Consider the following 22,666-nt stretch of genomic DNA (forward strand, 5'->3'; position numbering starts at 1 on the left):
TCCCGAGCGCCCCAATGTGGCATTGGGTGCGTTGGACGCACCGAACGCCACATTGGGGCGCTTGGTCAGTTCGTGGGGCGGGCCGAGTAGTCGCCGCCTCGGCGCTGGCCGCCGCCCGGACGCTGGCCCTGGCCTTGGCCCTGGAGCGCCTGGCCCAGCGAGGTCGCTGTCGCCGTCTGGCCGTCCACCTTCGCCACCACCGTCACGTTCGTGTCGCCCTGCTTCACGTCGCCCGTCTTCTGGGTCGATCCGTCGAGCGTGTACGTCTGCTTGTAGCCGTCCTTGCTCGTCAGCGTCACCGACGTCGCGCTCAGCTCCGTCACGTCGCCCGTCTGGAGGCGCTCGGTCGTGTAGCCGCCGCTGCCGTTCGACACCACGAAATCTCCGTGGAGCGCCTCGCGCAGCGCCGTCATCCCGCCGCCGAAGTTCCCGCCCGGCCCGCCCTGGCCGCGGAACTGGCCGCCGCCCGGGCCGCCGAAGCCGCCTGGGCCCTGCTGGGCCGAGTTGTCGGCGCTGCTGGTGCCCGCCCAGATCGCCGCGCCGCCGCCGGCCGCGATCACCACCGCGATGCCGGCCGCGATCGCCGTCTTCTTGCCGGACCAGCCCTTCTTCGGCGCGGCCTGGGCCGGGTCGCCCCAGTTGGCGGGGGCCGGTTCGCCCTGCGGTGGCGTGTTCGGCGTCGGCTCGGTCGTCATCGTGTCCTCCGGTCGTACCCACACTGGTCCAGGCCAGACTCACCGCCGAGGCTGTGTTTGAGCTGTGCGGGGCGTCAGCACGCGCTGTGGCTCCCTTACCCGGACGAAGGACTCTCACAGGAAACGCACAGCGAGGTCACAGTGAGCACTGAAGCGCCGTCGAGAAGATGGCACTATGACCGCTATGAACGCCACGTCACCCGGCCCCGGAAAGGCCGACCTGCGCCGCGCCGACGGGAGCCCCGTGCGGGTCCTCGTCGTCGACGACGAGGCGACGCTGGCCGAGCTCGTGTCGATGGCCCTGCGCATGGAGGGCTGGGAGGTGCGCAGCGCGGGTGACGGCACCGAAGCCGTCCGGATCGCGCGCGACTTCCGGCCCGACGCCGTCGTCCTCGACGTCATGCTCCCCGACTTCAGCGGCCTCGAAGTACTGCGGAGAATGCGTTCCGAGGCGCCACACCTGCCGGTGCTCTTCCTGACGGCGAAGGACGCGGTCGAGGACCGCATCGCCGGGCTCACCGCGGGCGGCGACGACTACGTCACCAAGCCCTTCAGCCTCGAAGAGGTCGCGCTGCGCCTGCGCGCGCTCCTGCGCCGGGCCGGCGGGGTGACCGGCGCGAGCGGGTCGACGCTCGTCGTCGGCGACCTCACCCTGGACGAGGACAGCCGCGAGGTGCACCGCGGCGGCGCCCTCGTGCCGCTGACCGCGACCGAGTTCGAGCTGCTGCGCTACCTCATGCGCAACCCGAAGCGGGTGCTGTCGAAGGCGCAGATCCTGGACCGCGTGTGGAGCTACGACTTCGGCGGCCAGGCCAACATCGTCGAGCTCTACATCTCCTACCTGCGCAAGAAGATCGACGCCGACCGCGAGCCGATGATCCACACCATGCGGGGCGCCGGGTATGTCCTCAAGCCAGCAGGCTGAGCCGCGGCGGTTCCGGACACAGCGGCCGTGGTCGTTGCGGCGGCGGCTGATCGTCCAGCTCGCCGCGTTGCTCGCGCTGGTGTGCCTGGTCGTCGGCGTGGTCACGGAGTTCGCGCTGAGCGAGTTCCTCGTCGGGCAGCAGGACAAACGCCTCGCCGCGGCGACCGACCGCGCCGCGCACGCGCCGGACCGGTCGACCTGGCCGTACGGCGACGCCCCGCCGCCGGACCCCCTGCGCGCGCTCGGCCAAGGCGACGGGACGCTCGCGGTCGTCCAAAAAGGACCGCTCGCCCAGGGCAGCGTGCTCGACTCCAGCGTCGGCCTGCCGTCGAAGCGCAAGCCGCCGTTCCGCGCCATCCCGGCGAACCAGGTGCTGGCGCTGCTGGCGGTGCCGTCCGACGGGAAGCAGCGCAGCATCGACCTCGGCGGCAGCCTCGGTGACTACCGCGTCGTCTCGACGATGTCGCCCAGCGGCGAGAAGACCGTCATCGGGCTGCCGCTGAAGGACGTCAACGAGACGCTCTGGCGCCTCGGGTTCATCCTCGGCGGCGTCGCGCTCGCCGGGATCCTCGTGGCCGGCGCGGTCGGCGCCGCGACGATCCGCCGCACGATGAAGCCGCTCGACCGGCTGGCCGCGACGGCGACGCGCGTCTCCGAGCTGCCGCTGGACCGCGGCGAAGTCGCGCTGTCGGAACGGGTCCCGGACGCCGACACCGACCCGGGCACCGAGGTCGGCAAGGTCGGCTCGGCGCTGAACCGGATGCTGCAGCACGTCGCGAACGCGCTGAGCGCACGGCACGCGAGCGAGAACCGCGTCCGCCAGTTCGTCGCGGACGCGAGCCACGAGCTGCGCACGCCGCTGGCGGCCATCCGCGGCTACGCGGAGCTGACCCGCCGCAGCGGCGAGGAGGTGCCGCCGGACATCGCGTTCGCGATGAGCCGCGTCGAGTCCGAGTCACGCCGGATGACGACGCTGGTGGAGGACCTCCTGCTGCTCGCGCGCCTCGACTCCGGCCGCCCGGTGGTGCACGAGTGGGTGGACCTGTGCCGGCTGGTGGCCGACGCGGTCGCGGACGCGCACGTCGCGGGCCCGGGCCACAAGTGGCTGATGGACGTCCCGGGTGAGCCGATCGGCGTTCTCGGTGACGCGGGTCAGCTGCACCAGGTGGTGATCAACGTGCTGGCCAACGCGCGCACGCACACCCCGGCGGGCACCACGGTGACCACCTCACTGTCCACTTCGGACGGGATACTCCGCCTCCGCGTGGCCGACGACGGCCCGGGCATCCCGCCGGACATCCTCCCGGACATCTTCGAGCGCTTCGCCCGCGGTGACAATTCGCGTTCGCGGGCGGCCGGGAGCACCGGCCTCGGCCTGGCGATCGTGGCTGCGGTCGTGGGCGTGCACGGAGGCCGGGTCGGCGTGCACAGCCGGCCGGGGCGGACGGAGTTCGAGATCACCTTCCCGGAGGCCCCGGCGCCGGAGTGACGGCGGTCGCACCCGATCGGGGCCGATGCACAGCGCGCGCACAGCTTCGGCACAAGTTCACCACATGCGGCGCCGACACGGTGAGGCTCATGACGACCACGCTGGCGGCGCCCGAACACGCCCAGCCCGCTCCCGAGGCTGCCCGGAAACCTCGCTGGGTCAGGCCTTCCGTCGCCGCGCTGCTGCTCGGCACCGGCTTGCTCTACCTGTGGGACCTGGCGAAGACGGGCTGGGCCAACGACTTCTACGCGATGGCCGCCCAGGCCGGCACGTGGAGCTGGAAGGCGCTGTTCTTCGGTTCGCTCGACCCGGGCAACGTCGTCACCGTCGACAAGCCGCCGTTCTCCCTGTGGGTGATGGGGCTGTCCGGCCGGCTCTTCGGCTTCTCGAGCTGGAGCCTGCTCGTGCCGAACGCGCTCGCCGGCGTCGCCTCGGTGGGTCTGCTGTACCTGGCCGTGCGGCGGCTGTCGGGACCGGGCGCCGGCCTGCTCGCCGGGGCCGGGCTCGCGCTGACACCGGTCGCCGCGCTCATGTTCCGCTACGACAACCCCGACGCCTTCCTCGTGCTGCTGCTCGTTGCCGGCGCGTACTGCGTCGTGCGCGCGCTGGAGCACGCGAGCACGAAGTGGCTGCTGCTCGCCGGGGTCGCGGTCGGGTTCGGCTTCCTCGACAAGATGCTGCAGGCGTTCCTCGTCCTGCCCGCGTTCGTGCTGGCGTACGCGGTCGCGGCGCCGACGTCACTCGGCCGTCGGATCGGCCAGCTGTTCGCGGCGGCCGGCGCGGTGCTCGTCTCCGCGGGCTGGTGGATCGCGGTCGTCGCGTTGTGGCCGGTCGCGGACCGGCCGTACATCAGCGGTTCCACCGACAACACCGTGCTGGAGCTGGCTTTCGGCTACAACGGCCTCGGCCGGATCTTCGGCGAAGGCCGGGGCGGCGGTGGTGGCGGGACGTTCACGCCACCGTCCGGAGCCGGCGGACGCGGCTTCGGCGGCGGGTTCGGCGGCGAAACCGGGCTGAGCAGGCTGTTCAGCGGCGAGTTCGGCGGGGAAGCGTCGTGGCTGCTGCCCGCCGCGGTGCTCGGCCTGGTCGCCGGGCTGTGGTTCACCCGGCGCGCGCCCCGCACCGACCGGACCCGCGCGGCCCTGCTGCTGTGGGGCGGCTGGCTGGTCGTCACGACGCTCGTGTTCAGCTACATGAGCGGCATCATCCACCCGTACTACACGGTCGCGCTGGCGCCGGGGATCGCCGGCACGCTGGGCATTTCCGCGCGTGAGCTGTGGCGGGGCCGGGCGAACTTCGCGGCCCGCACGGTGCTGGCCGTGATGCTGGCGGTCACCGCGGTCTGGGGCTTCGTACTGCTCGCGCGGACGCCGGACTGGCAGCCGTGGATCCGCTACGCGCTGCTCGTGCTCAGCGCGGCCGGCGTGCTGGCGCTGCTCTTCGGCCCCGACCGGCTCCGGCGGTCCGGCCCGGCGGTGGCCGCGCTCGGCCTGTGCGGCGCGCTGCTCGGGACGGCGTCCTTCACCCTGGCCACGGCGGCGACCGCGCACTCCGGCGGCACCCCGTCGTCCGGCCCGGCCGTCGCGAGTGGACGCGGGTTCGGCGGGTTTGGCGGGTTCGGCGAGGGACAGACCGACGCCGCGGTGATCGACCTGCTGAAGAACACCACGACGAAGTGGGCCGCCGCGCAGAGCGGCGCGATGCAGTCGGCCGGGCTGGCGCTGTCGAGCGGTCGGCCGGTGCTCGCGATCGGCGGCTTCAGCGGCAGCGACCCGGCCCCGACGCTGGCGCAGTTCCAGCAGTACGTCGCGGCGGGCGACGTCCACTACTTCGTCGCCGGCGGCCGGGGCGGCTTCGGCGGCGGCGGCCGCGGGACCTCGGGTGAAATCCAGACCTGGGTCGAGCAGAACTTCACCCCGGTCACCATCGGCGGCACAACGGTTTATGACCTGACAAAATCTGTCGGTTGATCGAAATCCGCCGATTGTTTCAGGCGTGTTAACAGTCGAGGAATCATTCGTGGATCCGGGCCCGGTGCGATAGCGGCGAAGGCGCACACCTGTTCGATTCCCGTCGCGGTGAACGACCCATTCCGAACGATTGTTCGCCGCCGCCGGATAGTGCTCGGTGATGATCACGGCGTGGGGTGACGACGAGGGACTACGGCCGTGCGGCTGCCCGCGGTCGCGGCCGCGATCTTGGCCGGGCGGCCGACCGGAAGCCGGTCGACGGTGCCTGTCGAAAGTGTCGATGACCCTGGTTGGCCCGGGCGTGGATCACTCGTTCGGCGGCATCCCCAAGGCATTGTGGTGATCTTGTGCGCCTCGCTAGGCTCTCCGCCGGGTGAGGGACAAGGGGTAACTGATCCGGTGCGCTGAGGGGTCGGATCTCACTGGGTGTGGGTGATCCCTGTCCGCGTTTTCTCATCCGTGACCCGATCAGGTGCGTCTGGAAGAGGGCAGCGATGACTGTGCGCTTTCGGCGCCGCAACACTCCACTTCCCCCGCCTTTTGGAGTTTCGCTGTGACTTCCCGCCCCCGTCCGCTGACGGTGTTCCTGACCTTGCTGACCCTCGCCGGGGTCACCGCGCTTTCGGGCTGCAGTGACAGTTCCGCGAGCGGCAGCGGCGACAAGATCACCCTCGGGTTCAGCGCCTGGCCGGGCTGGTTCCCCTGGCAGGTGGCGCAGGAACAGGGATTGTTCGCCAAGAACGGCGTGAACGTCGACCTGAAGTACTTCGACAACTACACCGACAGCATCAACGCGCTGTCCAGCGGGGCCATCGACGCGAACAGCCAGACCCTCAACGACACGCTCTCCTCGGCTTCCGGCGGCGCCAAGCTGTCGATCGTGCTGGTGAACGACAACTCCACCGGCAACGACAAGATCATCGCGCGGGACGGCATCAACGCCATCGCCGACCTGAAGGGCAAGAAGGTCGCGGTCGAGCAGGGCACGGTCGACCACTACCTGCTGCTGCTCGCGCTGCAGGAGGCGAAGCTGACCGAAAAGGACATCGAGCTGGTCAACCTGCCGACCGACGCCGCCGCGGCCGCGTTCGTCGGCGGCCAGGTCGACGCGGTCGGTGCGTTCGCGCCGTTCACCTCGAAGGCCCTCGAGCGCCCGGGCAGCCGCGCGATCTCGACGTCGGCGGAGTTCCCCGGCGCCATCCCGGACCACCTCGTCACGTCGCAGAAGCTGGTCAAGGACCACCCGAAGGACGTCCAGGCCCTGGTCGACACCTGGTTCGAGACGCTCACCTGGATCAAGAACAACAAGGACGCGGCCGTCGGGATCATGGCCAAGCGCGGCGGGGTCGCCGACGCGGACTACCAGACCTACGACGCCGGCACCACGATCTTCACCCGCCAGCAGAACCTCGACGCGTTCACGCCGGGCGTCACCGCGCAGCACCTCGACTTCCAGGCGAACAAGATCGCCGACTTCATCGTGAACACCGGGCTCGCCCAGCAGCGGCCGTCGCTGGACGGGCTGTTCGACGACCGGTTCGTGAAGGCCGCGCCGCAGTGACCGGTCCGACCCGGCAGCTCGCGGAACGCCGGGAGTCCGGCCGCCCGGCCTGGGCACCGCTCCCGCGCCGGACCCCGCCGAAGACCGCGTTGCCGCTGTTTTCGTTGCGCACGCCCATTTCCGCGTCGGCGCGCTGGACGCTGGCGGTGCTGTCGTTCGCGATCCCGTTCCTCGCGTGGATCGTGCTGAGCGTCAGCGGAGTCGTCGACTCGACGTTCCTGCCGTCCCCCGCCGCGGTGGTCAAGGCCGGCGTCGGCATGGCGAGCACCGGCGAACTTTTCGACGACCTCTGGGCGACGACCCAGCGGGTGCTCGAAGGCTTCGGCCTCGCCGTGCTGGTGTCGGTGCCGCTCGGCATCCTGATGGGCGGCTTCAGCGCCGGGCAGGCGTTCTTCGAGCCGTTGATCGGGCTGCTGCGCTACCTGCCGGCGAGCGCCTTCATCCCACTGCTGATCATCTGGCTGGGCCTCGGCGAGCCGTCGAAGATCGCGATCCTCTTCATCGGGACGGTCTTCTTCAACACGCTGATGACCGCCGACGTCGTCCGCGGCGTGCCGAGCGCGCTCATCGACGTCTCCTACACCCTGGGCGCGCGCCGCGGTGAGGTGCTGCGCAAGGTCATCGTGCCGCACTCGCTGCCGGGCCTGATCGACGCGATCCGCGTCAACGCCGCCGCGGCGTGGAACTTCGTGGTCGTCGCCGAGCTGATCAACTCCTCGGCGGGCCTCGGCTATCGGATCGTCCGCGCGCAGCGGTTCCTGCAGACGGACAAGATCTTCGCCGTGCTCGTGGTCATCGGGATCGCCGGGCTGGTCATCGACGTCCTGCTGCGCCTCCTGCGCACGCGGGCCGGGAAGTGGGCGGCATGACGCTCGAACTGCGGAACGTCGCGAAGGACTACAGCGTCCGCGGCCGGGTCACGCGCGCGCTCGACGGCGTTGACCTCGAAGTGCTGCGCGGCGAGTTCGTCTGCGTCGTCGGCGCGAGCGGCTCGGGCAAGTCGACGCTGCTGTCGCTGGTGGCCGGGCTCAGCCGGCCGACCGAGGGCGAGATCCTGCTCGACGGCGTCCCGGTGACCGGCCCCGGCCCGGACCGCGGGCTCGTCTTCCAGGCCGGCTCGCTGTACCCGTGGCGCACCGTCGAGAAGAACGTCGCGTTCGGGCTCGAGCTGCTGCCGGTCGACGCGGCCGAGCGCGCCAAGCGCGTGGACTGGTACCTCGCCGAGACCGGGCTGCACGCCGTGCGCAAGTCGCTGCCCAAACAGCTTTCCGGCGGCCAGAAGCAGCGCGTCGCGATCGCGCGGGCGCTGGCCTGCGAGCCGGAAGTGCTGCTGCTGGACGAACCCTTCGGTGCCTTGGACGTCCAGACCAAAGAGGACATGCAGGTGCTCATCCGCCAGGTGCAGGCCGACACCGGCACCACGGTGCTGATGGTCACCCACGACGTCGAGGAAGCGGTGTTCCTGGGCGGCCGGGTGGTGGTGCTCGCCTCCGACCCGGGCCGGATCGCCGCCGACGTCGAGGTGACGCTGCCCGCCGAGCGGGACCTGGCGGTGAAGCGCGAACCACGGTTCCTCGCGCTGCGCGCCCGGATCGAGGACCTCGTCCGGGAGCAGCACCGCGGCCACGTGAGCCGGGTTGCCGCGGACGGGTGAGAACGGAAGACGGGAAGGTGTGGGGATGAGGCACGGCGGGGCGGCCGCGGAACGGGCCGGCGGCGGGGGAATCCTGGCCCGGCTCGGCATTCGCGGCAAGCTGAACCTGCTGCTCCTGCCCCCGCTGGTCGCGGTGGTGCTGGTGTCGGTGCCGTTCGTGCTGACCCAGGCGAGCAGCGCCATGGCCGCGACGCAGTCGGCGACGGTGGCGCGGCACACCCAGCAGCTCGGCGGCCTGGTCTGGCAGCTGCAGCGCGAACGGCTGCTCACCGGCGCGTACGTCGCGACGCCGTCGATGTCCGCCGGCCAGATGCTCCAGCAGCAGAAGGCGGTGAACACGGCGGTCGGGGACGTGCGGTCGTCGCTCGGTGCCGACGCGCCGGACGAGCTTTCCGCGGCGCTGACCCGGATCGGCTCGCTGAACGAGCTGCGGCAGAACGCCGAGCGTCGCGGGGTCGCGCTCGACAGCGTCGCCCGTACCTACCACGCCGTGATCGGCGCGGTGATCGATGCACTGCGGCTCGTCCCGCAGCTCACCAGTGACGCCGAGGGCACGCGGGAGCTGACCGCGCTGGAGGCGCTGCTGCGCGCGAACGAGGAGAACTCGTTGCGCGGCATGGCGTTGATCGTGACGGCGGTGTCGCCCGACGCCGGCCGGTCCATCCTGGACGACGCGACGCAGCAGGCGCCGATCTTCACCGACCGGTTCGTCCAGCAGGCGGACAGTGCGCAGTCCGCCCTGGTCGTCAACGTCGAGCAGAGCGACGCGGGCCGCCGGATCGACGACCTCGCCGCCGGGATCGGCAACCCGCGGGACGCGGCGGCGACCTCCCAGTACGTCACGGACGTCCTCACCGCGTCGGAAAGCCAGGCGGGCCAACGGAAGCTGGTCCAGGAGCGGGTCACCGGCGAGATCGCCGACGCGGCGAACGACCGGGCGGACGCCGGCACGCGGCTGGCGTGGCTGGTCGGCGCCGGCGCGGGCCTGCTGTTCCTGCTGGTCGCCTTCCTCGCCGTCGCGGTGTCCCGCTCGATCGCCGTGCCGCTGCGGCGGCTGACCACCGCGGCGACGTCGGTCGCCGACCTCGCCGGCACCGAGCTCGTCCGCGTGACCGACACCGAGGAGGCCGAGGAGCAGGTTCCGCGGCTGGCCACCATCGACGTCGTCTCGAGCGACGAGCTGGGCGAGCTGGCCGCGGCGTTCAACCGGGTCCAGACCACCGCGGCCGAGCTGGTCGAACGGCAGGCGCTCACCCGGCGCAACACCAGCCTGATGTTCGCGAACGTCGCCAAGCGCACGCAGAACCTCGTCGGCCGCCAGCTCGCGCTGATCGACGAAGTCGAGCGCGACGAGCAGGACACGCGGCTGCTGGCCAGCCTCTACCGGCTCGACCACCTCTCCACCCGCTTGCGCCGCAACGCCGACAACCTGCTCGTGGTGTCCGGCACCCGCGACGAGACGCGCATCGCGGGCCCGATCGAGCTGTCCACGGCCCTGCGCTCCGCGCTCGCCGAGATCGAGGACTACCAGCGCGTCAAGCTCGGGGTGGTCGCGGAGATCCTGCTGTCGTCGGCCCTCGGTGCCGACCTGGTGCTCGTGTTCGCCGAGCTGCTGGAGAACGCGACGTCGTTCTCGCCGCCGGGCTCGACGGTCGAGGTCGACACGATGTTCCTCGCCGACGGCTCCTGCCTGGTCAGCATCGTCGACCACGGCATCGGCATGACCGCGCAGAAGGTGGCCGAGGAGAACCAGCGGCTCGTCGAGCGCGAACGGCTCGAGCTGGCGCCGACCAGCGTGCTCGGCCTGTTCGTGGTCGGCCGCCTGGCGCGCCGCCACGACCTGGGCGTCGAGCTGCTCGCGACGCCGTCCACCGGCGGCGTGACCGCGCGGCTGACGATCCCGCCGTCGCTGTTCAGCCACCGCGCGGGGGTGCGCGTGAAGCCGGTGATCCCGGCTCCGGCCGTCCCCGGGGCGCGTCCCGCGGAGGCCGTCGCGGTGGCGGCCGCGGCGTCCACTTCGGACGCATTGCGTCCGGTCGAACTGCCGTCGCCGGCGATCCCGGCGCTTCTCTTTTCCCGCAACGGCTTCCGCTGGTTCAACCAGCTGGAACCGGTGTGGCCGGATGCCGAGCCGGACGTCAAGGCCGAGCGGGAGCCGGAGAGCCGGAGCGGGCTCAAGCGGCGCGTTCGCGGCGCCCAGCTGCCGAGCCCGGGCACCACCGCGCCGGTGGCCGCCGAGACCAAGCCGCGGCACGACCCGGAGGCGACCAAGGCCGCACTGGACGGGTTCCAGGACGCTTTCGCCCGGGCCGCCGAGGCCCCCGTGACGGCGGGCGACGGCGCGTCGCTGCCGGTCCGCGTGCCCGGCGGCTCGGCGATGGCCACCGAGGCCCCGGCGTCCCGGGACGGCCTGATTCGCCGGGTCCCCGGTGCCCAGCTCGCCCCGGGCCTGCGCCCGCAGACGGCCGCGGGCAGGCCGGTCGCCCGAGCCGTCGTGAACCGACCCAAGCGGGACCCCGCGGCCGAGCGGGCGGCGTTCGACTCGTTCGCCGCCGGCCTCGCCAAGGCGGACGAGATCACGGCGGACAGCCCGCCGCAAGGCGTGGCCGCCGGTCGTGTGTCGGAACAAGGAGAAGAGAGCAGGAAATGAGTATCCCCGCAGCCGGCGTCAGCGTCGAAGCCCAGAACTTCAACTGGCTGGTGAGCCGCTTCGCGCAGCACACCGCGGGCGCGATCGCCGCCATCGCGGTGTCCGCCGACGGCTTGCTGATCGCGGTGTCCTCGGAGCTCGAGCGGTCCAACGCCGACCGCCTCGCCGCGATCTCGTCGGCCATGCTCGGCCTCGCGCACGGCGTCTCCGAAAGCCACCCGCTCGGCTCGCCCGACAAGGTGATCATCGAGCTGGAGCACGGGTACCTGCTGGTCTGCACCATCAGCATCGGTTGCTCGCTGGGCGTCCTGGCCACCAAGCAGGCCAGCCTGGGCACGATCGCCTACGAGATGGCGATGTTCGCCAACCGCGCCACCGAAGTCCTGACGCCGGGCCTGATCGAGGAGCTCAAGAACACCGTGGGTTCGTGATGGCCGAAGAACCTTCGCTGCTGCGGCCGTACCTGATGACGTCGGGACGCGCCCAGCCGGTGGACCAGAGTCTCGAGATCGAGGCGCAGGTCATGACGTCCCGGCTCGGGGCGGCGTCGCACCCGAAGCTCACCTTCGAACGGCAGGAGATCGTCTCCCTCTGCCGGAACACCATGTCGGTCGCCGAAGTGGCCGCCATGCTCGGCCTGCACATCGGCGTCGCCCGGGTGCTGGTCGCCGACCTCGCCGAGCTGGGCTACGTCGTCGTCCGCAGGCCGGCGAGCGACTCGCACGACCTCGGCATGATCGAAAGGGTCATTCGTGGACTCGAAGCCATTCACTGAACCGGTGGCCCGCCCACCGGCGCCGGTCAAGATCGTCATCGCGGGCGGCTTCGGCGTGGGCAAGACGACGACGGTGTCGTCCATCTCGGAGATCAAGCCGCTGACCACGGAGGCGGCGATCACGACGGTCGCCGCGTCGGTCGACCGGACGGGCCACGTCCCGGCGAAGACCACGACGACGGTCGCCCTGGACTTCGGCTGCATCACGATCGACGAAGAGGTGAAGCTGTACCTGTTCGGCACGCCCGGCCAGGACCGCTTCGGCTTCATGTGGCAGGACCTGGTCCACGGCGCTCTCGGGGCGCTGGTCATCGTGGACACCCGCCGCATGGACGACTGCTACCCGGCGGTCGACTACTTCGAGAACGCGGGCCTGCCGTTCGTGGTGGCGGTGAACATGTTCGACGGCGCCCTGGGGCACGACCTCGAGGACATCCGCTGGGCGTTGGCGGTCAGCGAGGACGTCCCGCTGATCACGTTCGACGCGCGGCAGCGGCTTTCGGTGCGGGATGCGCTGCTGGAGGTCCTGCGCAACACGTTCAAGAAGGCCCGTGCCCAGGCGGGCGCGGGAGCCTGACCGGAGCCCGCTACACTTGACCACGGACCCCGCGCGGCGTCCACCCTGTGAACCTCCCCAGGGCCGGAAGGCAGCAAGGATAAGCAGGCTCTGACGGGTGCGCGGGGTCCCCTTCTTTTCGGCTCCGGCTCTCGGGGCTTCGCCCCTTCGCCGGGCCTTCACTTCGTCCTTTTGCCCGGGGGCCGAGCCCCCGGACCCCCACGGTGCCTTCGCCGCGGGCTGGGAGCTCTGCCGTGACCCTCTAGAACAGGCCCAGCACGTCGTCTGGTGGCTGAGGCGACGGTGGGCGGTCCTCGTCCGTGATCGGGGCCGCTCTTCCCGCCAGCTTTCGGAGCTCCGTGCCCTGTACGCACCTCGCCGGGAAGGCCGCCGACGCCGTTCGCTGGGCGATCTCCGCCGCCGGGAGGTCTGACGCCGAGGCCGCGAACACCAGGTTGCCGAAGCGGCGGCCCTTCAGCACCGCCGGGTCCGCCAGCAGCACCACCTGCGGGAACACCGTCAGCAGCGTCGCCAGGAAGCGGCGGGCGAACGGGAGACCCGAGCCGTCCGTGATGTTGGCCAGGTAGATCCCCTCGGGACGCAGGATCGTCGCGATCGCCCGCGTCGCCTCCAGGGTCGCCAGGCCGCCGGCCAGGGTCGCGCGCTCGAACGCGTCGACCACCACCAGGTCCGCCGTGTCCTCGCGGCGCGTCGCCAGGCCTTCGCGGCCGTCCGTCACCCGGACGCGAAGGCCCGGCACTCGCAGCCCCAGCTGGGCGCGGACCAGCTCGACCAGCTCGCCGTCGGCGTCGAACACCAGCTGCCGCGACCCCGGGCGCGACGCCGCGACATAACGCGGCAGCGTGCACGCCGCGCCGCCGATGTGCAGCGCGTCCAGTGGGCCCGGCGGGAGCTGGTCCACGACGTCGCCGAACCGCCGGACGTAGTCGAACTCCAGGTTGGCCGGGTCGTCGAGGTCGACGTAGGACTGGGCGACCCCCTCCACGGACACCAGCCAGGCGTTGCTCCGGTCGACGTCCCGGAGGAGCTCCGCCATCCCGAACCTGACCGGGTACCGCCCGGGCACCGGACCAGCCTTTCGCGCACGCGCCACGACCGGCGAGCCTAGTTGTCGGGGGTCCCCGGTACTCCATCCATGCCCCCACCACCGCCCTCAACGGAGACGCTTCGCGTCGCGGTAGATTCACGGACGTGGCTCTCGCGCTGTACCGCAAGTACCGTCCGGCGACGTTCGCCGAGGTAGTCGGTCAGGAGCATGTGACCGAACCCCTCCGCACGGCGTTGTCCGCCGGGCGCATCAACCATGCCTACCTCTTCTCCGGCCCCCGCGGCTGCGGCAAGACGTCGAGCGCGCGCATCATGGCGCGCTCGCTGAACTGCGCCAAGGGGCCGACGCCGGACCCGTGCGGCGAGTGCAACTCGTGCAAGGCGCTCGCCCCCGAGGGGTCGGGCAGCGTCGACGTCACGGAGCTCGACGCGGCCAGCCACGGTGGCGTCGACGACGCCCGCGAGCTGCGCGACAAGGCGTTCTACGCGCCGGCGGAGTCGCGCTACCGCGTGTTCATCATCGACGAGGCGCACATGGTCACCACGCAGGGCTTCAACGCCCTGCTGAAGATCGTGGAAGAGCCGCCCGAGCACGTCATCTTCATCTTCGCGACCACCGAGCCGGAAAAGGTGCTGACCACCATCCGCTCGCGGACGCACCACTACCCGTTCCGGCTGATCCCGCCGGGCGCGATGCGCACCCTCCTGGAGGGCAACGTCGCGGCCGAGGGCGTCGAGGTCGAGCCGGCGGTGTACCCGCTGGTCATCCGGGCCGGCGGCGGTTCGGCGCGGGACACGCAGTCGGTGCTCGACCAGCTGCTCGCCGGCGCGGGCCCGGACGGCGTTTCGTACTCGCGCGCGGTGGCGCTGCTGGGCGTCACGGACGTCGCGCTGCTCGACGACATGGTGGACGCGCTCTCGACCGAGGACGCCGGCACGGTGTTCGGCACGGTCGAGAAGGTCACCGAGGCCGGGCACGACCCGCGTCGGTTCGCGACGGACCTGCTCGACCGGCTGCGCGACCTCGTGCTGCTGCGCGCGGTGCCGTCCTCCGCGGGCGGGCTGGTGTCCGCGCCGGAGGAAGAACTGTCGCGGATGGTGGGGCAGGCGGAGCGGATCGGCCTGGCGACGCTCTCGCGGTACGCGGACATCGTCCACAATGGACTGCTGGAGATGCGCGGGGCGACCTCGCCCCGGCTGGTGCTCGAACTGTTGTGCGCACGGATGTTGCTGCCGTCGGTGACGGAGGCGGAGAACGCGCTGCTGGCCCGCATCGAGCGGCTGGAGCGCCGCGCGACGCTGGCCGGCGGAGGTGGCGCGCCCGCCGAGGGCGGCGTGGAGCCCCCGGTCCGGGCGGCGCCGGACCGAGCGTTCTCACGGCCTTCGCAGCGGCCGGCCTCGGCCGGCCCGGCGCCGGTCCCTGAGCCCGCTGCGCCCGAGCCACCTGCGGCTGCGAGCGCCTCGGCGGCCCAGCCCGCCGATGAGGGCTCGGGAGCTCGCCCGCCGGTGGCCACCGGCGCTCCGGCCGGCCAGTCCGCGGACGGCGGCTGGGGGACGACGCGAACTCCAGGTGGTGGCCCGCCGGCTCCGGCGGCTTCGAGCCCCAGCGCCCCGGCGGCCACGAATCCGGATGCGGAAACCCCGGCTCCGGCGGCCGCTTCGCCCGCTCCGGCGGCCGCAAGCTCCGGCGCGCCGGAAACCGGCGGCTCCGCTCCGGCACCCGCGGCAACTCCGGCGTCCGGGGGCTTGGATGCCGCCGCGATCCGGAACGTCTGGCCGCAGCTCATGACCGCCCTGCGCAAGTTCACCGGTGGCCGCAGTCTCGAGGCGATGCTCACCCAGGCCACGGTCGCGACCGTCGAGGGGCACGCCCTCACCCTCACCCACAAGTCCGAACCCCTGGCCCGCCGCCTGTCCGACCAGGACAACGCCCGCAAGATCGCCGGTGCGCTGGCGGACGTCGTCGGGGGCGACTGGCAGGTCCGCTGCATCCACGGCAACGCCCCGGCCGCGTCCACCGCGCGGGCGCAGCAGGCCGCGCCCGCGCCGGAACGGTCCTTCACCCGGCAGTCGGCGGCTCCGGCCGCCGCCGCGGCACCCGCCGAAGCGCCCGCCCGGCCCGCGCCGGCACCGGCGCCCGCCGCCCCGGCCCGGCCGCGGGTGGCGACGTCCGAGCCGGACATCCCGCTGCCCCCGGAACCCTCCGACGAGGACGACGACGACCTCTACAACGAGGACGCCAGCCCCGCCCCGCCGCCGCCCCCACCGCCGCCGGACAAAGACCCCGACGAGCTGGCCCGCAAGCTGATCTCGGACCACCTCGGCGCCCGCCCGCTCGACTGAACCCGGACGGTCGGCTCACGTACCCAGGGAGTCGGCTCGCGTACCCAGAGGGTCGGCTCGTGAGCCGACCCTCCAGGTACGTGAGCCGACCCTCCAGGTACGCGTCAGGAGGCCCAGGGGCCGATGCCGGTCACCCGATCCGCCTTGATCCGGACGATCACCGCCGTCGGCGAGCCCTGGTTGCCCAGCAGGTACTTCGGCACGCCCAGGTACCGCTGAGCCTGCCGGTCCATCAACGCCGTGAACTCGTCGGCGATGTCCGGGCCCACGATCGACGCCGTCCCCCGGACCAGCAGGTACTGCGGCAACCCGCGCTCGTCGTGGCCGTCGTGGTCCTCGATCAGCACCGTCACCCGCGGGTCGTGGCGGATGTTGCGCACCTTGGGCCGGCGGCCCTCCATGCCCATCACGATCTCGTCGCCCTCGCGGCTGGCCCAGACCATCGACGTCTGCGGCGAGCCGTCGGGGTTGATCGTCGTCAGCACCGCGTTGAACGGCCGCTCGAACAGGCGGTGGCTGCTTTCGGGAAGTTCCATGCTCCCGAGACTAGGAACCCGACGGGTACCGCTCGGTACCTTGGTTCCCATGGGTGACTTTCCCGGCGACGTCTTCCTCGCGGACTGCCCGGCCCGGCTGGCGATCGAGATCATCGCCGACAAGTGGGCCGTCGTCGTCGTGTTCGCGCTCAGCCGCGGCCCGCGGCGCCACGGCGAGCTCGTCGACCTCATCGGCGGCATCTCCCGCAAGGTCCTCACCCAGACGCTGCGCAAGCTCCAGGGCTACGGCCTCATCGACCGCCGCGCGTACGCCGAAGCGCCGCCGCGTGTCGAGTATTGCCTGACCACCCTCGGGCAGACGCTCGTCGAGCCCATCGGCGTCCTCACGAAGTGGGCGACGAGCCACGGCGAAGCCGTCCTCGAAGCTCAGGAAGCCAGGTAGGCCTCGATCGCCGCCGCGATGGCGGACGCGTACTGCTGGCGTCCCTCCGCGCTGGTCATCCGGGCCGCTTCCGCCGCGTTGCGCATGTTCCCGCACTCGACGAGCACCACCGGCCGCGTCGAGAGGTTCAGCCCGCCGAGGTCGGCGCGCGCGGAAAGGCCGCTGCCGCCGATGTAGTTCGACGTGCTGAAACCGCTCGTGCGCAGCGTGTCCCGCACGGTCTGCGCCAGCCGCGTCGACGGCTCGCCCTGCGCGGCGTTCAGCGGCGGCGACGAGTACGCGACGTGGAAGCCGTTCGCGCCGGCCGCGGTCGAGCCGTCGGCGTGGATGGAGACGACGGCGTCGGCGTTCGCGTCGTTGCCGATCGCGGCCCGCTTGTCGACGCAGGGGCCGACGCCGGTGTCGTTCGGTCGCGTGTAGACAACACGGATTCCCTTGCCCGCCAGCGCTTTCCCGACTCGCTGCGAGACGTCCCAGGTGAACTCGTGCTCGGGGTAGCCGGCGTTGGTCGCGGTGCCGGTCGTGTTGCACGGCTTCTTCTGGCCGCGCCCGGCGGGCACCTGCCGGTTGATCTCCGCCGGGTGCGCACCGTTGCCGCCGTTGTGGCCGGGGTCGAGCACGACGACCTTCCCGGACGCGGGCGCCGGCGGGGGTGCCACCGAGGAAGACGGTGTCGGGGACGGCGTCACCGTCGTGGGCGGTGGCGTGACCGTCCGGGTGGTCACGGGAGCGGGCGCCGGAGCCGCCGGGGTGTCTTCTTCGCAGCCGGTGAGCAGCAGGGCACCGGCCAGCAGGAGGGGGGCAATCGCGCGTCGCACGGCGACCACGGTGCCACAGCCCGGCACCCGGCGTGGCGCGACTACCCTGGCGGAGGACACAGGCGTGCAGAGAGGACCGAGTGCGATCATGGTGCAACCCGGCGGCGGCTTCGACATTTCCCAGCTGATGCAGCAGGCCCAGCAGATGCAGCAGAAGCTCGTCGAGGCCCAGGAGGAGCTCGCCAACACCGAGGTCACCGGCACGGCCGGTGGCGGGCTGGTCACCGCGACCGTCTCCGGTGACAGCCAGCTGAAGAACCTGCAGATCGACCCGAAGGTCGTCGACCCGGACGACGTCGAGACGCTGTCCGACCTGATCGTGGCGGCGGTCCGCGACGCGTCGGCGAGCGCGCAGAAGCTCACCGAGCAGAAGCTCGGCCCCCTGGCCGGCGGCCTCGGTGGCGGTGGCGGCATGCCCGACCTCGGCGCCCTCGGCTTCGGCGGCTGACGAACTTGTACGAAGGTGTCGTCCAGGACCTGATCGACGAGCTCGGGCGGCTGCCCGGGGTCGGGCCGAAGAGCGCCCAGCGGATCGCGTTCCACCTGCTGGCCGCGGACCCGGTGGACATCTCGCGGCTGCAGGACGTCCTCGGCAAGGTCAAGGAGGGCGTGCAGTTCTGCGAGGTCTGCGGCAACGTCTCCGAGCAGCAGAGGTGCCGCATCTGCCGCGACGAGCGCCGCGACCTCACGGTCATCTGCGTGGTCGAGGAGCCGAAGGACGTCCTGGCGGTCGAGCGCACGCGCGAGTTCAAGGGCCGCTACCACGTCCTGGGCGGCGCGCTCGACCCGCTGTCGGGCATCGGCCCGGAGCAGCTGCGGATGCGTGAGCTGCTCAAGCGCATCGGCGAGGCGGACATCAGCGAGATCATCATCGCGACGGACCCCAACACCGAGGGCGAAGCGACGGCGACGTACCTGGTGCGGATGCTGCGGGACTTCCCGGGGCTGAGCGTGACGAGGCTGGCGTCGGGGCTGCCGATGGGCGGTGACCTGGAGTTCGCGGACGAGCTGACCCTGGGCCGCGCGCTCTCGGGCCGCCGGGTGCTCTAAGCGGCGTCGAAGCGGCGCAGGTCGTAGAGGTCCATCAGCCTGATCACCTTGTTCGCGTACTCCGGATCGGTGGCGTACTTGCGCGCCACCGCCCGGACGAACGCGTCCGGGTCGTTCCGCACCGGCAGCGCCGCCGCGTAATTCGACGAAGTCGTCAACAATCGCCCGTAATCACGAAATGAGTCGGAAACCGACGCGTACGACCGGAAAAACGCGTCCACCGGGTGGCACGGCGACGGAATGCACTCCGTGGTCGGATACCGCGCACAGCGCAACGCAATAGGCCCCGGGCTTGTCGGCGTCACGCACTTGAACCCGAAGTAGTTCAGCTCCGCCGTCGACAGCTTGCTGCGGCCCCAGTTCGACTCCAGGATCGACTGCGCCACCGTCACCGATGCCGGGATGTCGTACGCCGCGTGGATCGCGCGGGCGATCGGGCCCGCCGCGTCGACGTACGCCGATTGGTAGCCCGCGTCCAGCGCCGCCGACCGGACCGAGGCCTGGTCGATCGGCGGGGTCACCAGCAGCAGCGCCGCCAGTCCGATGTGGATCATGGCCGAACGCTGCCCGATCCACCGGGAAAGAGCGACCCGAGGGTCACCCTAAAGAGACGTCAGCAGTAGCCGAGCTGCGCCAGCGTGTCCACGACGATCTCGGACGGGTGGTACTTGTCCATCCAGGACTCGCCGCGGCGGTTCTGGTACGTGTCGAGGAAGTTCTGCAGCTTGTCGCCGCGCATTTCGGTCAGCACGACCGTCTCGCCGAGGTGCTGCGGCGTCTCCGTGCGCTCGCGGTGCACCGCGCAGGGGAGGCCGAGGTAGTAGCACTCCGCCGAAAGACCACCCGAGTCGGTGACGACGTACTCGGCGCGCGCCACCAGTGGGAGGAACTTCAGGTACCGCATCTTCGGCTGGACGATGAACTGGTCGTCGAAGATGTTCCCGATGCCCAGCGCGCGGATCTTCTCGCGCTCCGGCGCCCCGGCCATGTACAGGATCGGCATCTTGCGGCTCTGCTCGCGCAGGATCTCCAGCGCCTCGCGGTACTTGTCCGGGCGCGAGACCAGCTCGAAGCGGTGCAGCGTGGCCAGGCCGAACTTCTCCGGCAGGTTCGGCACGTCCAGCGGCTGGTTGATGGCCAGGCGCATCGCGTCGATCGCCGTGTTCGCCTCGGTGTCGACGACCACGCCGCGGGCGTTGCGCAGGTTGTTGACCTCACGCGCGCTCGGCGCGAAGTGGATGTCGACGATCTTCGCCGCGATCTTGCGGTTGAGCTCCTCGGGCAGCGGCGACAGGATGCTGCCCGACCGCGCGCCCGCCTCGACGTGCCCGACGCGGGACTTGAGGATCCGCTTCCCGATCAGCGAGCCGTACGGCGTGGTGAACGTGTCGCCGTGCACCAGCACCAGCGGGGGACGGCCGTCCTCGGTCAGCGCGGCGCGCAGCTCGTGGCGGCGGCTCCAGGCGGTGCGCATGACCTGCGCGGCCCAGCCCGGCACCTGCGCCGGCGACTCGAGGTTGTGCGCCTTCTCCTCCGGCACCAGCCAGACGTCCGGCTCGGGCATGTTCAGGTCGGCCAGGACGTCCGCGACCTCGTCGACGTGCTGGGCGGTGAACCAGATCTTCGGCCGCATCCCGCGCTCGCGGATCCCGTGGTAGACGGGCGCGATCTTGATCAGTTCCGCGGTGGTGCCGAGAATGAAGGAAATCACCGTGAAGGCCCATTTCTGGTCGGGTGCGGTGGCGCAAGGATACTGGCCGACCCGGCGCGGGGGCCGCCGGGTAGCCTCGGCCCGGTGAGTGCGAACCCGCTCCTCCCCTCGCTCAGCGTCGTGATCCCGGTCTACAACGAGCAGGACTGGATCGAACGCAGTGTCGGCGCGCTACTCGCCTCCGCCACGGAGGCCAGCTGGCCGATCGAGGTCGTCGTCGTCGACGACGGCAGCACGGACGCCACCCCGGCGCGGCTCGACGAGCTGCGCGAACGCCACGGCATCACCGTGCTCAGCCAGGCCAACTCCGGCCGCTTCGAGGCCCGGCGGGCGGGCATCGCCAAGGCCTCCGGGAACCAGATCCTGCTGCTCGACAGCCGGGTGGTGGTGGACGCCGGCGCGCTGACGTTCCTGCGCGACCAGCTGGTCGACCACCCGGAGCGGACGGTCTGGAACGGCCACGTCAACGTCGACTCCGAGAACAACCCGTACGCCGGTTTCATGGCCGGGCTGGTGAAGATTCCCTGGCGCCGGTACTGCGCGAACCCGCGCCTGATGTCCTTCGGCATCGAAGAGTTCGACCTGTTCCCGAAGGGCACCGGATTCTTTTCCGCGCCCCGCGCGGTTCTCGAGTCGGCTTCGGACGCTTTCGTTTCGCTGTTCGATGACGTGCGCTTCGCCAGTGACGACACCGGTGTCCTGCGCTGGATCGCCGAGCGGCACCGCATCTTCCTCGCCCCGGAGTTCTCCGCGACCTACCACGGGCGCGAGAGCTTCAAGAAGTTCGCCGCCCAGGCCTACTTCCGCGGGACCACCTTCGTGGACTCCTACCTCGGCTCGCCGGGCCCGGCCCGCAACGGCCTGTTCGCCGCGTTCGGCGTCGGGCTGCTCGGCCTCGGCCTCGCGGCCAAGCGCCCGAAGACGGCCGTGGTGCTCGCGGCCGCCGGCTCGGCCGCGGCCGGTGCGGCGGTGACGCGCTTCGGCGCGACGACCGCGGAGGCCAAGGCCGTCGCGAAGCTGGCCCCGGTCTTCGGCGCCGGCTTCGGTGCCGGTGCCGTCCGTGGCCTCGTCATGGCGCTGCGTGCCCGCCGGCGGCGGGGACGATGAGCTCACCGGTGACCCACGAGTCCGACGAAGCCGACGGCCGCAGCCTCGCGAAGGAGACCGGGCGCTCGGCCGGGAAGATCGGCATCTCGCTGCTCGTCGCGATCGCGCTCGGCTACGTGCTGACGCTGGTCGCCACCCGCTGGCTCGGGCCGGAGAACAGCAAGGTCTACCTGTCGTTCTGGGGCATCCTGATGGGCCTCGGCAGCGCGCTGTCGCCGCTGGAGCAGGAGCTGTCCCGCCAGTCCGCGGTCGCCGCGCTCGACGGCGGCCGGGCCGGCAAGCCCGCGCTGCGCGCCCTGACCGTCGGCGCCGTGACCGTCGCCGTGGTCGCGGCGCTGACGATGGCCGTGCCGGTGCTGTCGGACCGGCTCTACGGGGGCAACACCGCGCTCGGCGTCATCGTGCTGTGCGGCGCGATCTCGTTCGCCTGCCAGTTCGCCGCCCGCGGCCTGCTGGTCGGCCAGCAGCGGATCAAGCCGTACTCGGGCCTGGTCGTCGCCGAAGCCGCGGTCCGCGTGGTCGTGCTGCTCGGGATCGCGGCCGCCGGGCTCACCGGCGTGACGTCGTTCGCGATCGCGGCCGCGACCGGCTCGTTCGCCTGGCTGCTGTTCGTCAAGCCGGTCTCCGGGCTGGTCGACCCGCACGCCGACGGCGAGGGCTGGGGACCGGTGACCGCCCGGATCCTGGTCCTGCTGGCCGGCGCCGCGCTGACCGCGAGCGTCATCACCGGCTACCCGGCGATGGTGAGCCTGCTCGCGCCCGGCGGCTCGGTGGCCGACGTCGGCGTCCTCTTCGCGACGCTCACCGTGTCCCGGGTGCCGCTCCTGCTGCTTTCCCCGCTGCAGGCGCTCGCGGTGCCGACGGTCGTCCGGCTCTCCGGCACCGAGGAGGGCACGCACCGGCTGCGGCGGCTGCTCGCACTCGGCGCGCTCGCCACGGTCGCCCTCGGCGTCGTCGGCGCCCTGGTCGGCTGGCTCATCGGACCGTGGCTGGTCTCGCTGCTCTACGGCTCGGACTTCGTCGCCCAGGGCTGGTGGGTGGCGTGGATGGTGTGGGGTGCGGTGCTGCTCACGGCGCTGCAGCTGATGACCGCGGTGCTGGTGGCCCGCAAGGAGGCGAGCAAGGTGCTCGTTTCGTGGGCGGTGGTCGCGGTGGCCACCGCGGCGACGCTGCTGCTCGTGCCGGGCGACCCGATCCTCAAGGCGGTCGCCGGGCTGGCCGGGGGGCCCACGCTGGGTCTCGTGGTCGTGTTGATGTTCGTTTTGCGGCGTCCGGGCAACGTGCGGCCCGCTCCGGACGTCCCAGTAGGGTGACCCCGGCCGGAACCCGGGACAGGATCGGCGGGATGACGCCGG

22 protein-coding genes and 1 other RNA gene are annotated in these 22,666 nt (G+C 71.7%); 17 read left to right on the forward strand and 6 right to left on the reverse strand.

The window, feature by feature from the left end; translation table 11 throughout:
* Positions 1-65 precede the first annotated feature (65 nt).
* Complete coding sequence (locus AB0C38_RS04790) at positions 66-695, reverse strand: hypothetical protein (RefSeq protein WP_360666479.1); 630 nt, start codon at positions 693-695, stop codon at positions 66-68.
* Between the two features lie 175 nt (positions 696-870).
* Between AB0C38_RS04790 and AB0C38_RS04795 the strand changes: the two genes are divergently transcribed.
* The 11 genes from AB0C38_RS04795 (at position 871) to ffs (ending at position 12,412) form a co-directional block, all read left to right on the forward strand.
* Entirely contained in the window at positions 871-1,620 is a 750-nt protein-coding gene (locus tag AB0C38_RS04795; RefSeq protein WP_360666482.1) for a response regulator transcription factor, read from the forward strand.
* A complete protein-coding gene (locus AB0C38_RS04800; protein WP_360666485.1) occupies positions 1,598-3,109 on the forward strand; it encodes a HAMP domain-containing sensor histidine kinase in 1,512 nt (503 codons plus the stop codon). Before AB0C38_RS04795 ends, AB0C38_RS04800 begins: the two co-directional genes overlap by 23 nt.
* 89 nt (positions 3,110-3,198) lie before the next feature.
* A complete protein-coding gene (locus AB0C38_RS04805) occupies positions 3,199-5,079 on the forward strand; it encodes a glycosyltransferase family 39 protein (RefSeq protein WP_360666488.1) in 1,881 nt (626 codons plus the stop codon).
* Between the two features lie 592 nt (positions 5,080-5,671).
* Complete coding sequence (locus AB0C38_RS04810) at positions 5,672-6,640, forward strand: ABC transporter substrate-binding protein (RefSeq protein WP_360667503.1); 969 nt, start codon at positions 5,672-5,674, stop codon at positions 6,638-6,640.
* On the forward strand, positions 6,637-7,509 hold the full coding sequence (locus AB0C38_RS04815; RefSeq protein ID WP_360666491.1) for an ABC transporter permease: 873 nt from the start codon (positions 6,637-6,639) through the stop codon (positions 7,507-7,509). The genes AB0C38_RS04810 and AB0C38_RS04815 overlap by 4 nt, the downstream gene beginning before the upstream one ends.
* Entirely contained in the window at positions 7,506-8,294 is a 789-nt protein-coding gene (locus tag AB0C38_RS04820; protein ID WP_360666493.1) for an ABC transporter ATP-binding protein, read from the forward strand. The genes AB0C38_RS04815 and AB0C38_RS04820 overlap by 4 nt, the downstream gene beginning before the upstream one ends.
* Before the next feature lie 25 nt (positions 8,295-8,319).
* Entirely contained in the window at positions 8,320-10,944 is a 2,625-nt protein-coding gene (locus tag AB0C38_RS04825; RefSeq protein WP_360666496.1) for a nitrate- and nitrite sensing domain-containing protein, read from the forward strand.
* Complete coding sequence (locus tag AB0C38_RS04830) at positions 10,941-11,375, forward strand: roadblock/LC7 domain-containing protein (protein ID WP_360666499.1); 435 nt, start codon at positions 10,941-10,943, stop codon at positions 11,373-11,375. Before AB0C38_RS04825 ends, AB0C38_RS04830 begins: the two co-directional genes overlap by 4 nt.
* Complete coding sequence (locus tag AB0C38_RS04835) at positions 11,375-11,719, forward strand: DUF742 domain-containing protein (RefSeq protein ID WP_360667506.1); 345 nt, start codon at positions 11,375-11,377, stop codon at positions 11,717-11,719. The genes AB0C38_RS04830 and AB0C38_RS04835 overlap by 1 nt, the downstream gene beginning before the upstream one ends.
* Complete coding sequence (locus tag AB0C38_RS04840) at positions 11,697-12,296, forward strand: ATP/GTP-binding protein (protein WP_360666502.1); 600 nt, start codon at positions 11,697-11,699, stop codon at positions 12,294-12,296. Before AB0C38_RS04835 ends, AB0C38_RS04840 begins: the two co-directional genes overlap by 23 nt.
* A 21-nt stretch (positions 12,297-12,317) precedes the next feature.
* Positions 12,318-12,412: signal recognition particle sRNA small type (gene ffs / locus AB0C38_RS04845), an RNA gene on the forward strand.
* 125 nt (positions 12,413-12,537) lie between these two features.
* On the opposite strand, the gene AB0C38_RS04850 is transcribed toward ffs, so the two are convergent.
* Positions 12,538-13,332 carry a fused MFS/spermidine synthase gene (locus AB0C38_RS04850; RefSeq protein WP_360666505.1) on the reverse strand — a complete coding sequence of 265 codons (795 nt, stop codon included), beginning with the start codon at positions 13,330-13,332 and terminating at the stop codon, positions 12,538-12,540.
* Between the two features lie 155 nt (positions 13,333-13,487).
* On the opposite strand from AB0C38_RS04850, the gene AB0C38_RS04855 reads away from it, so the two are divergent.
* Entirely contained in the window at positions 13,488-15,686 is a 2,199-nt protein-coding gene (locus AB0C38_RS04855; RefSeq protein WP_360666508.1) for a DNA polymerase III subunit gamma and tau, read from the forward strand.
* A 104-nt stretch (positions 15,687-15,790) separates the two neighbouring features.
* Here the strand turns inward: AB0C38_RS04855 and AB0C38_RS04860 are convergent, their stop codons facing one another.
* A complete protein-coding gene (locus AB0C38_RS04860; RefSeq protein ID WP_360666511.1) occupies positions 15,791-16,222 on the reverse strand; it encodes a TIGR03618 family F420-dependent PPOX class oxidoreductase in 432 nt (143 codons plus the stop codon).
* 49 nt (positions 16,223-16,271) lie between these two features.
* On the opposite strand from AB0C38_RS04860, the gene AB0C38_RS04865 reads away from it, so the two are divergent.
* Complete coding sequence (locus AB0C38_RS04865) at positions 16,272-16,625, forward strand: helix-turn-helix domain-containing protein (RefSeq protein ID WP_360666514.1); 354 nt, start codon at positions 16,272-16,274, stop codon at positions 16,623-16,625.
* Here the strand turns inward: AB0C38_RS04865 and AB0C38_RS04870 are convergent.
* Positions 16,610-17,452 (reverse strand): N-acetylmuramoyl-L-alanine amidase, encoded by an 843-nt coding sequence (locus tag AB0C38_RS04870; protein WP_360666516.1) that lies wholly within the window; start codon positions 17,450-17,452, stop codon positions 16,610-16,612. The genes AB0C38_RS04865 and AB0C38_RS04870 overlap by 16 nt on opposite strands.
* Before the next feature lie 79 nt (positions 17,453-17,531).
* On the opposite strand from AB0C38_RS04870, the gene AB0C38_RS04875 reads away from it, so the two are divergent.
* Entirely contained in the window at positions 17,532-17,891 is a 360-nt protein-coding gene (locus AB0C38_RS04875; RefSeq protein WP_247017138.1) for a YbaB/EbfC family nucleoid-associated protein, read from the forward strand.
* A gap of 5 nt (positions 17,892-17,896) precedes the next feature.
* Positions 17,897-18,493 carry a recombination mediator RecR gene (gene recR, locus AB0C38_RS04880; protein ID WP_360666519.1) on the forward strand — a complete coding sequence of 199 codons (597 nt, stop codon included), beginning with the start codon at positions 17,897-17,899 and terminating at the stop codon, positions 18,491-18,493.
* Here the strand turns inward: recR and AB0C38_RS04885 are convergent.
* Complete coding sequence (locus AB0C38_RS04885; protein WP_360666522.1) at positions 18,490-19,047, reverse strand: glucosaminidase domain-containing protein; 558 nt, start codon at positions 19,045-19,047, stop codon at positions 18,490-18,492. The genes recR and AB0C38_RS04885 overlap by 4 nt on opposite strands.
* 59 nt (positions 19,048-19,106) lie before the next feature.
* Positions 19,107-20,204 carry a UDP-N-acetylglucosamine 2-epimerase gene (locus AB0C38_RS04890; RefSeq protein WP_360666525.1) on the reverse strand — a complete coding sequence of 366 codons (1,098 nt, stop codon included), beginning with the start codon at positions 20,202-20,204 and terminating at the stop codon, positions 19,107-19,109.
* 84 nt (positions 20,205-20,288) lie between these two features.
* Between AB0C38_RS04890 and AB0C38_RS04895 the strand changes: the two genes are divergently transcribed.
* Together AB0C38_RS04895 and AB0C38_RS04900 are read left to right on the forward strand one after the other, a co-directional pair.
* Complete coding sequence (locus AB0C38_RS04895) at positions 20,289-21,311, forward strand: glycosyltransferase (protein WP_360666528.1); 1,023 nt, start codon at positions 20,289-20,291, stop codon at positions 21,309-21,311.
* 8 nt (positions 21,312-21,319) lie between these two features.
* Complete coding sequence (locus tag AB0C38_RS04900; RefSeq protein WP_360666530.1) at positions 21,320-22,624, forward strand: hypothetical protein; 1,305 nt, start codon at positions 21,320-21,322, stop codon at positions 22,622-22,624.
* The last annotated feature ends 42 nt before the right edge of the window (positions 22,625-22,666 follow it).

Source organism: Amycolatopsis sp. NPDC048633 (assembly GCF_040650695.1).
Classification (GTDB): Bacteria; Actinomycetota; Actinomycetes; order Mycobacteriales; family Pseudonocardiaceae; genus Amycolatopsis.

Excerpts from the sequence above, each read along its gene's own strand:
- AB0C38_RS04805 (WP_360666488.1), top strand. The coding sequence starts at position 3,199 with ATGACGACCACGCTGGCGGCGCCCGAACACGCCCAGCCCGCTCCCGAG.
- AB0C38_RS04885 (WP_360666522.1), bottom strand. The coding sequence starts at position 19,047 with ATGATCCACATCGGACTGGCGGCGCTGCTGCTGGTGACCCCGCCGATC.
- AB0C38_RS04790 (WP_360666479.1), bottom strand. The coding sequence starts at position 695 with ATGACGACCGAGCCGACGCCGAACACGCCACCGCAGGGCGAACCGGCC.
- AB0C38_RS04795 (WP_360666482.1), top strand. The coding sequence starts at position 871 with ATGACCGCTATGAACGCCACGTCACCCGGCCCCGGAAAGGCCGACCTG.
- AB0C38_RS04850 (WP_360666505.1), bottom strand. The coding sequence starts at position 13,332 with ATGGCGGAGCTCCTCCGGGACGTCGACCGGAGCAACGCCTGGCTGGTG.
- AB0C38_RS04865 (WP_360666514.1), top strand. The coding sequence starts at position 16,272 with ATGGGTGACTTTCCCGGCGACGTCTTCCTCGCGGACTGCCCGGCCCGG.
- AB0C38_RS04835 (WP_360667506.1), top strand. The coding sequence starts at position 11,375 with ATGGCCGAAGAACCTTCGCTGCTGCGGCCGTACCTGATGACGTCGGGA.
- AB0C38_RS04860 (WP_360666511.1), bottom strand. The coding sequence starts at position 16,222 with ATGGAACTTCCCGAAAGCAGCCACCGCCTGTTCGAGCGGCCGTTCAAC.
- AB0C38_RS04875 (WP_247017138.1), top strand. The coding sequence starts at position 17,532 with ATGGTGCAACCCGGCGGCGGCTTCGACATTTCCCAGCTGATGCAGCAG.
- AB0C38_RS04830 (WP_360666499.1), top strand. The coding sequence starts at position 10,941 with ATGAGTATCCCCGCAGCCGGCGTCAGCGTCGAAGCCCAGAACTTCAAC.
- AB0C38_RS04825 (WP_360666496.1), top strand. The coding sequence starts at position 8,320 with ATGAGGCACGGCGGGGCGGCCGCGGAACGGGCCGGCGGCGGGGGAATC.
- AB0C38_RS04800 (WP_360666485.1), top strand. The coding sequence starts at position 1,598 with ATGTCCTCAAGCCAGCAGGCTGAGCCGCGGCGGTTCCGGACACAGCGG.
- AB0C38_RS04820 (WP_360666493.1), top strand. The coding sequence starts at position 7,506 with ATGACGCTCGAACTGCGGAACGTCGCGAAGGACTACAGCGTCCGCGGC.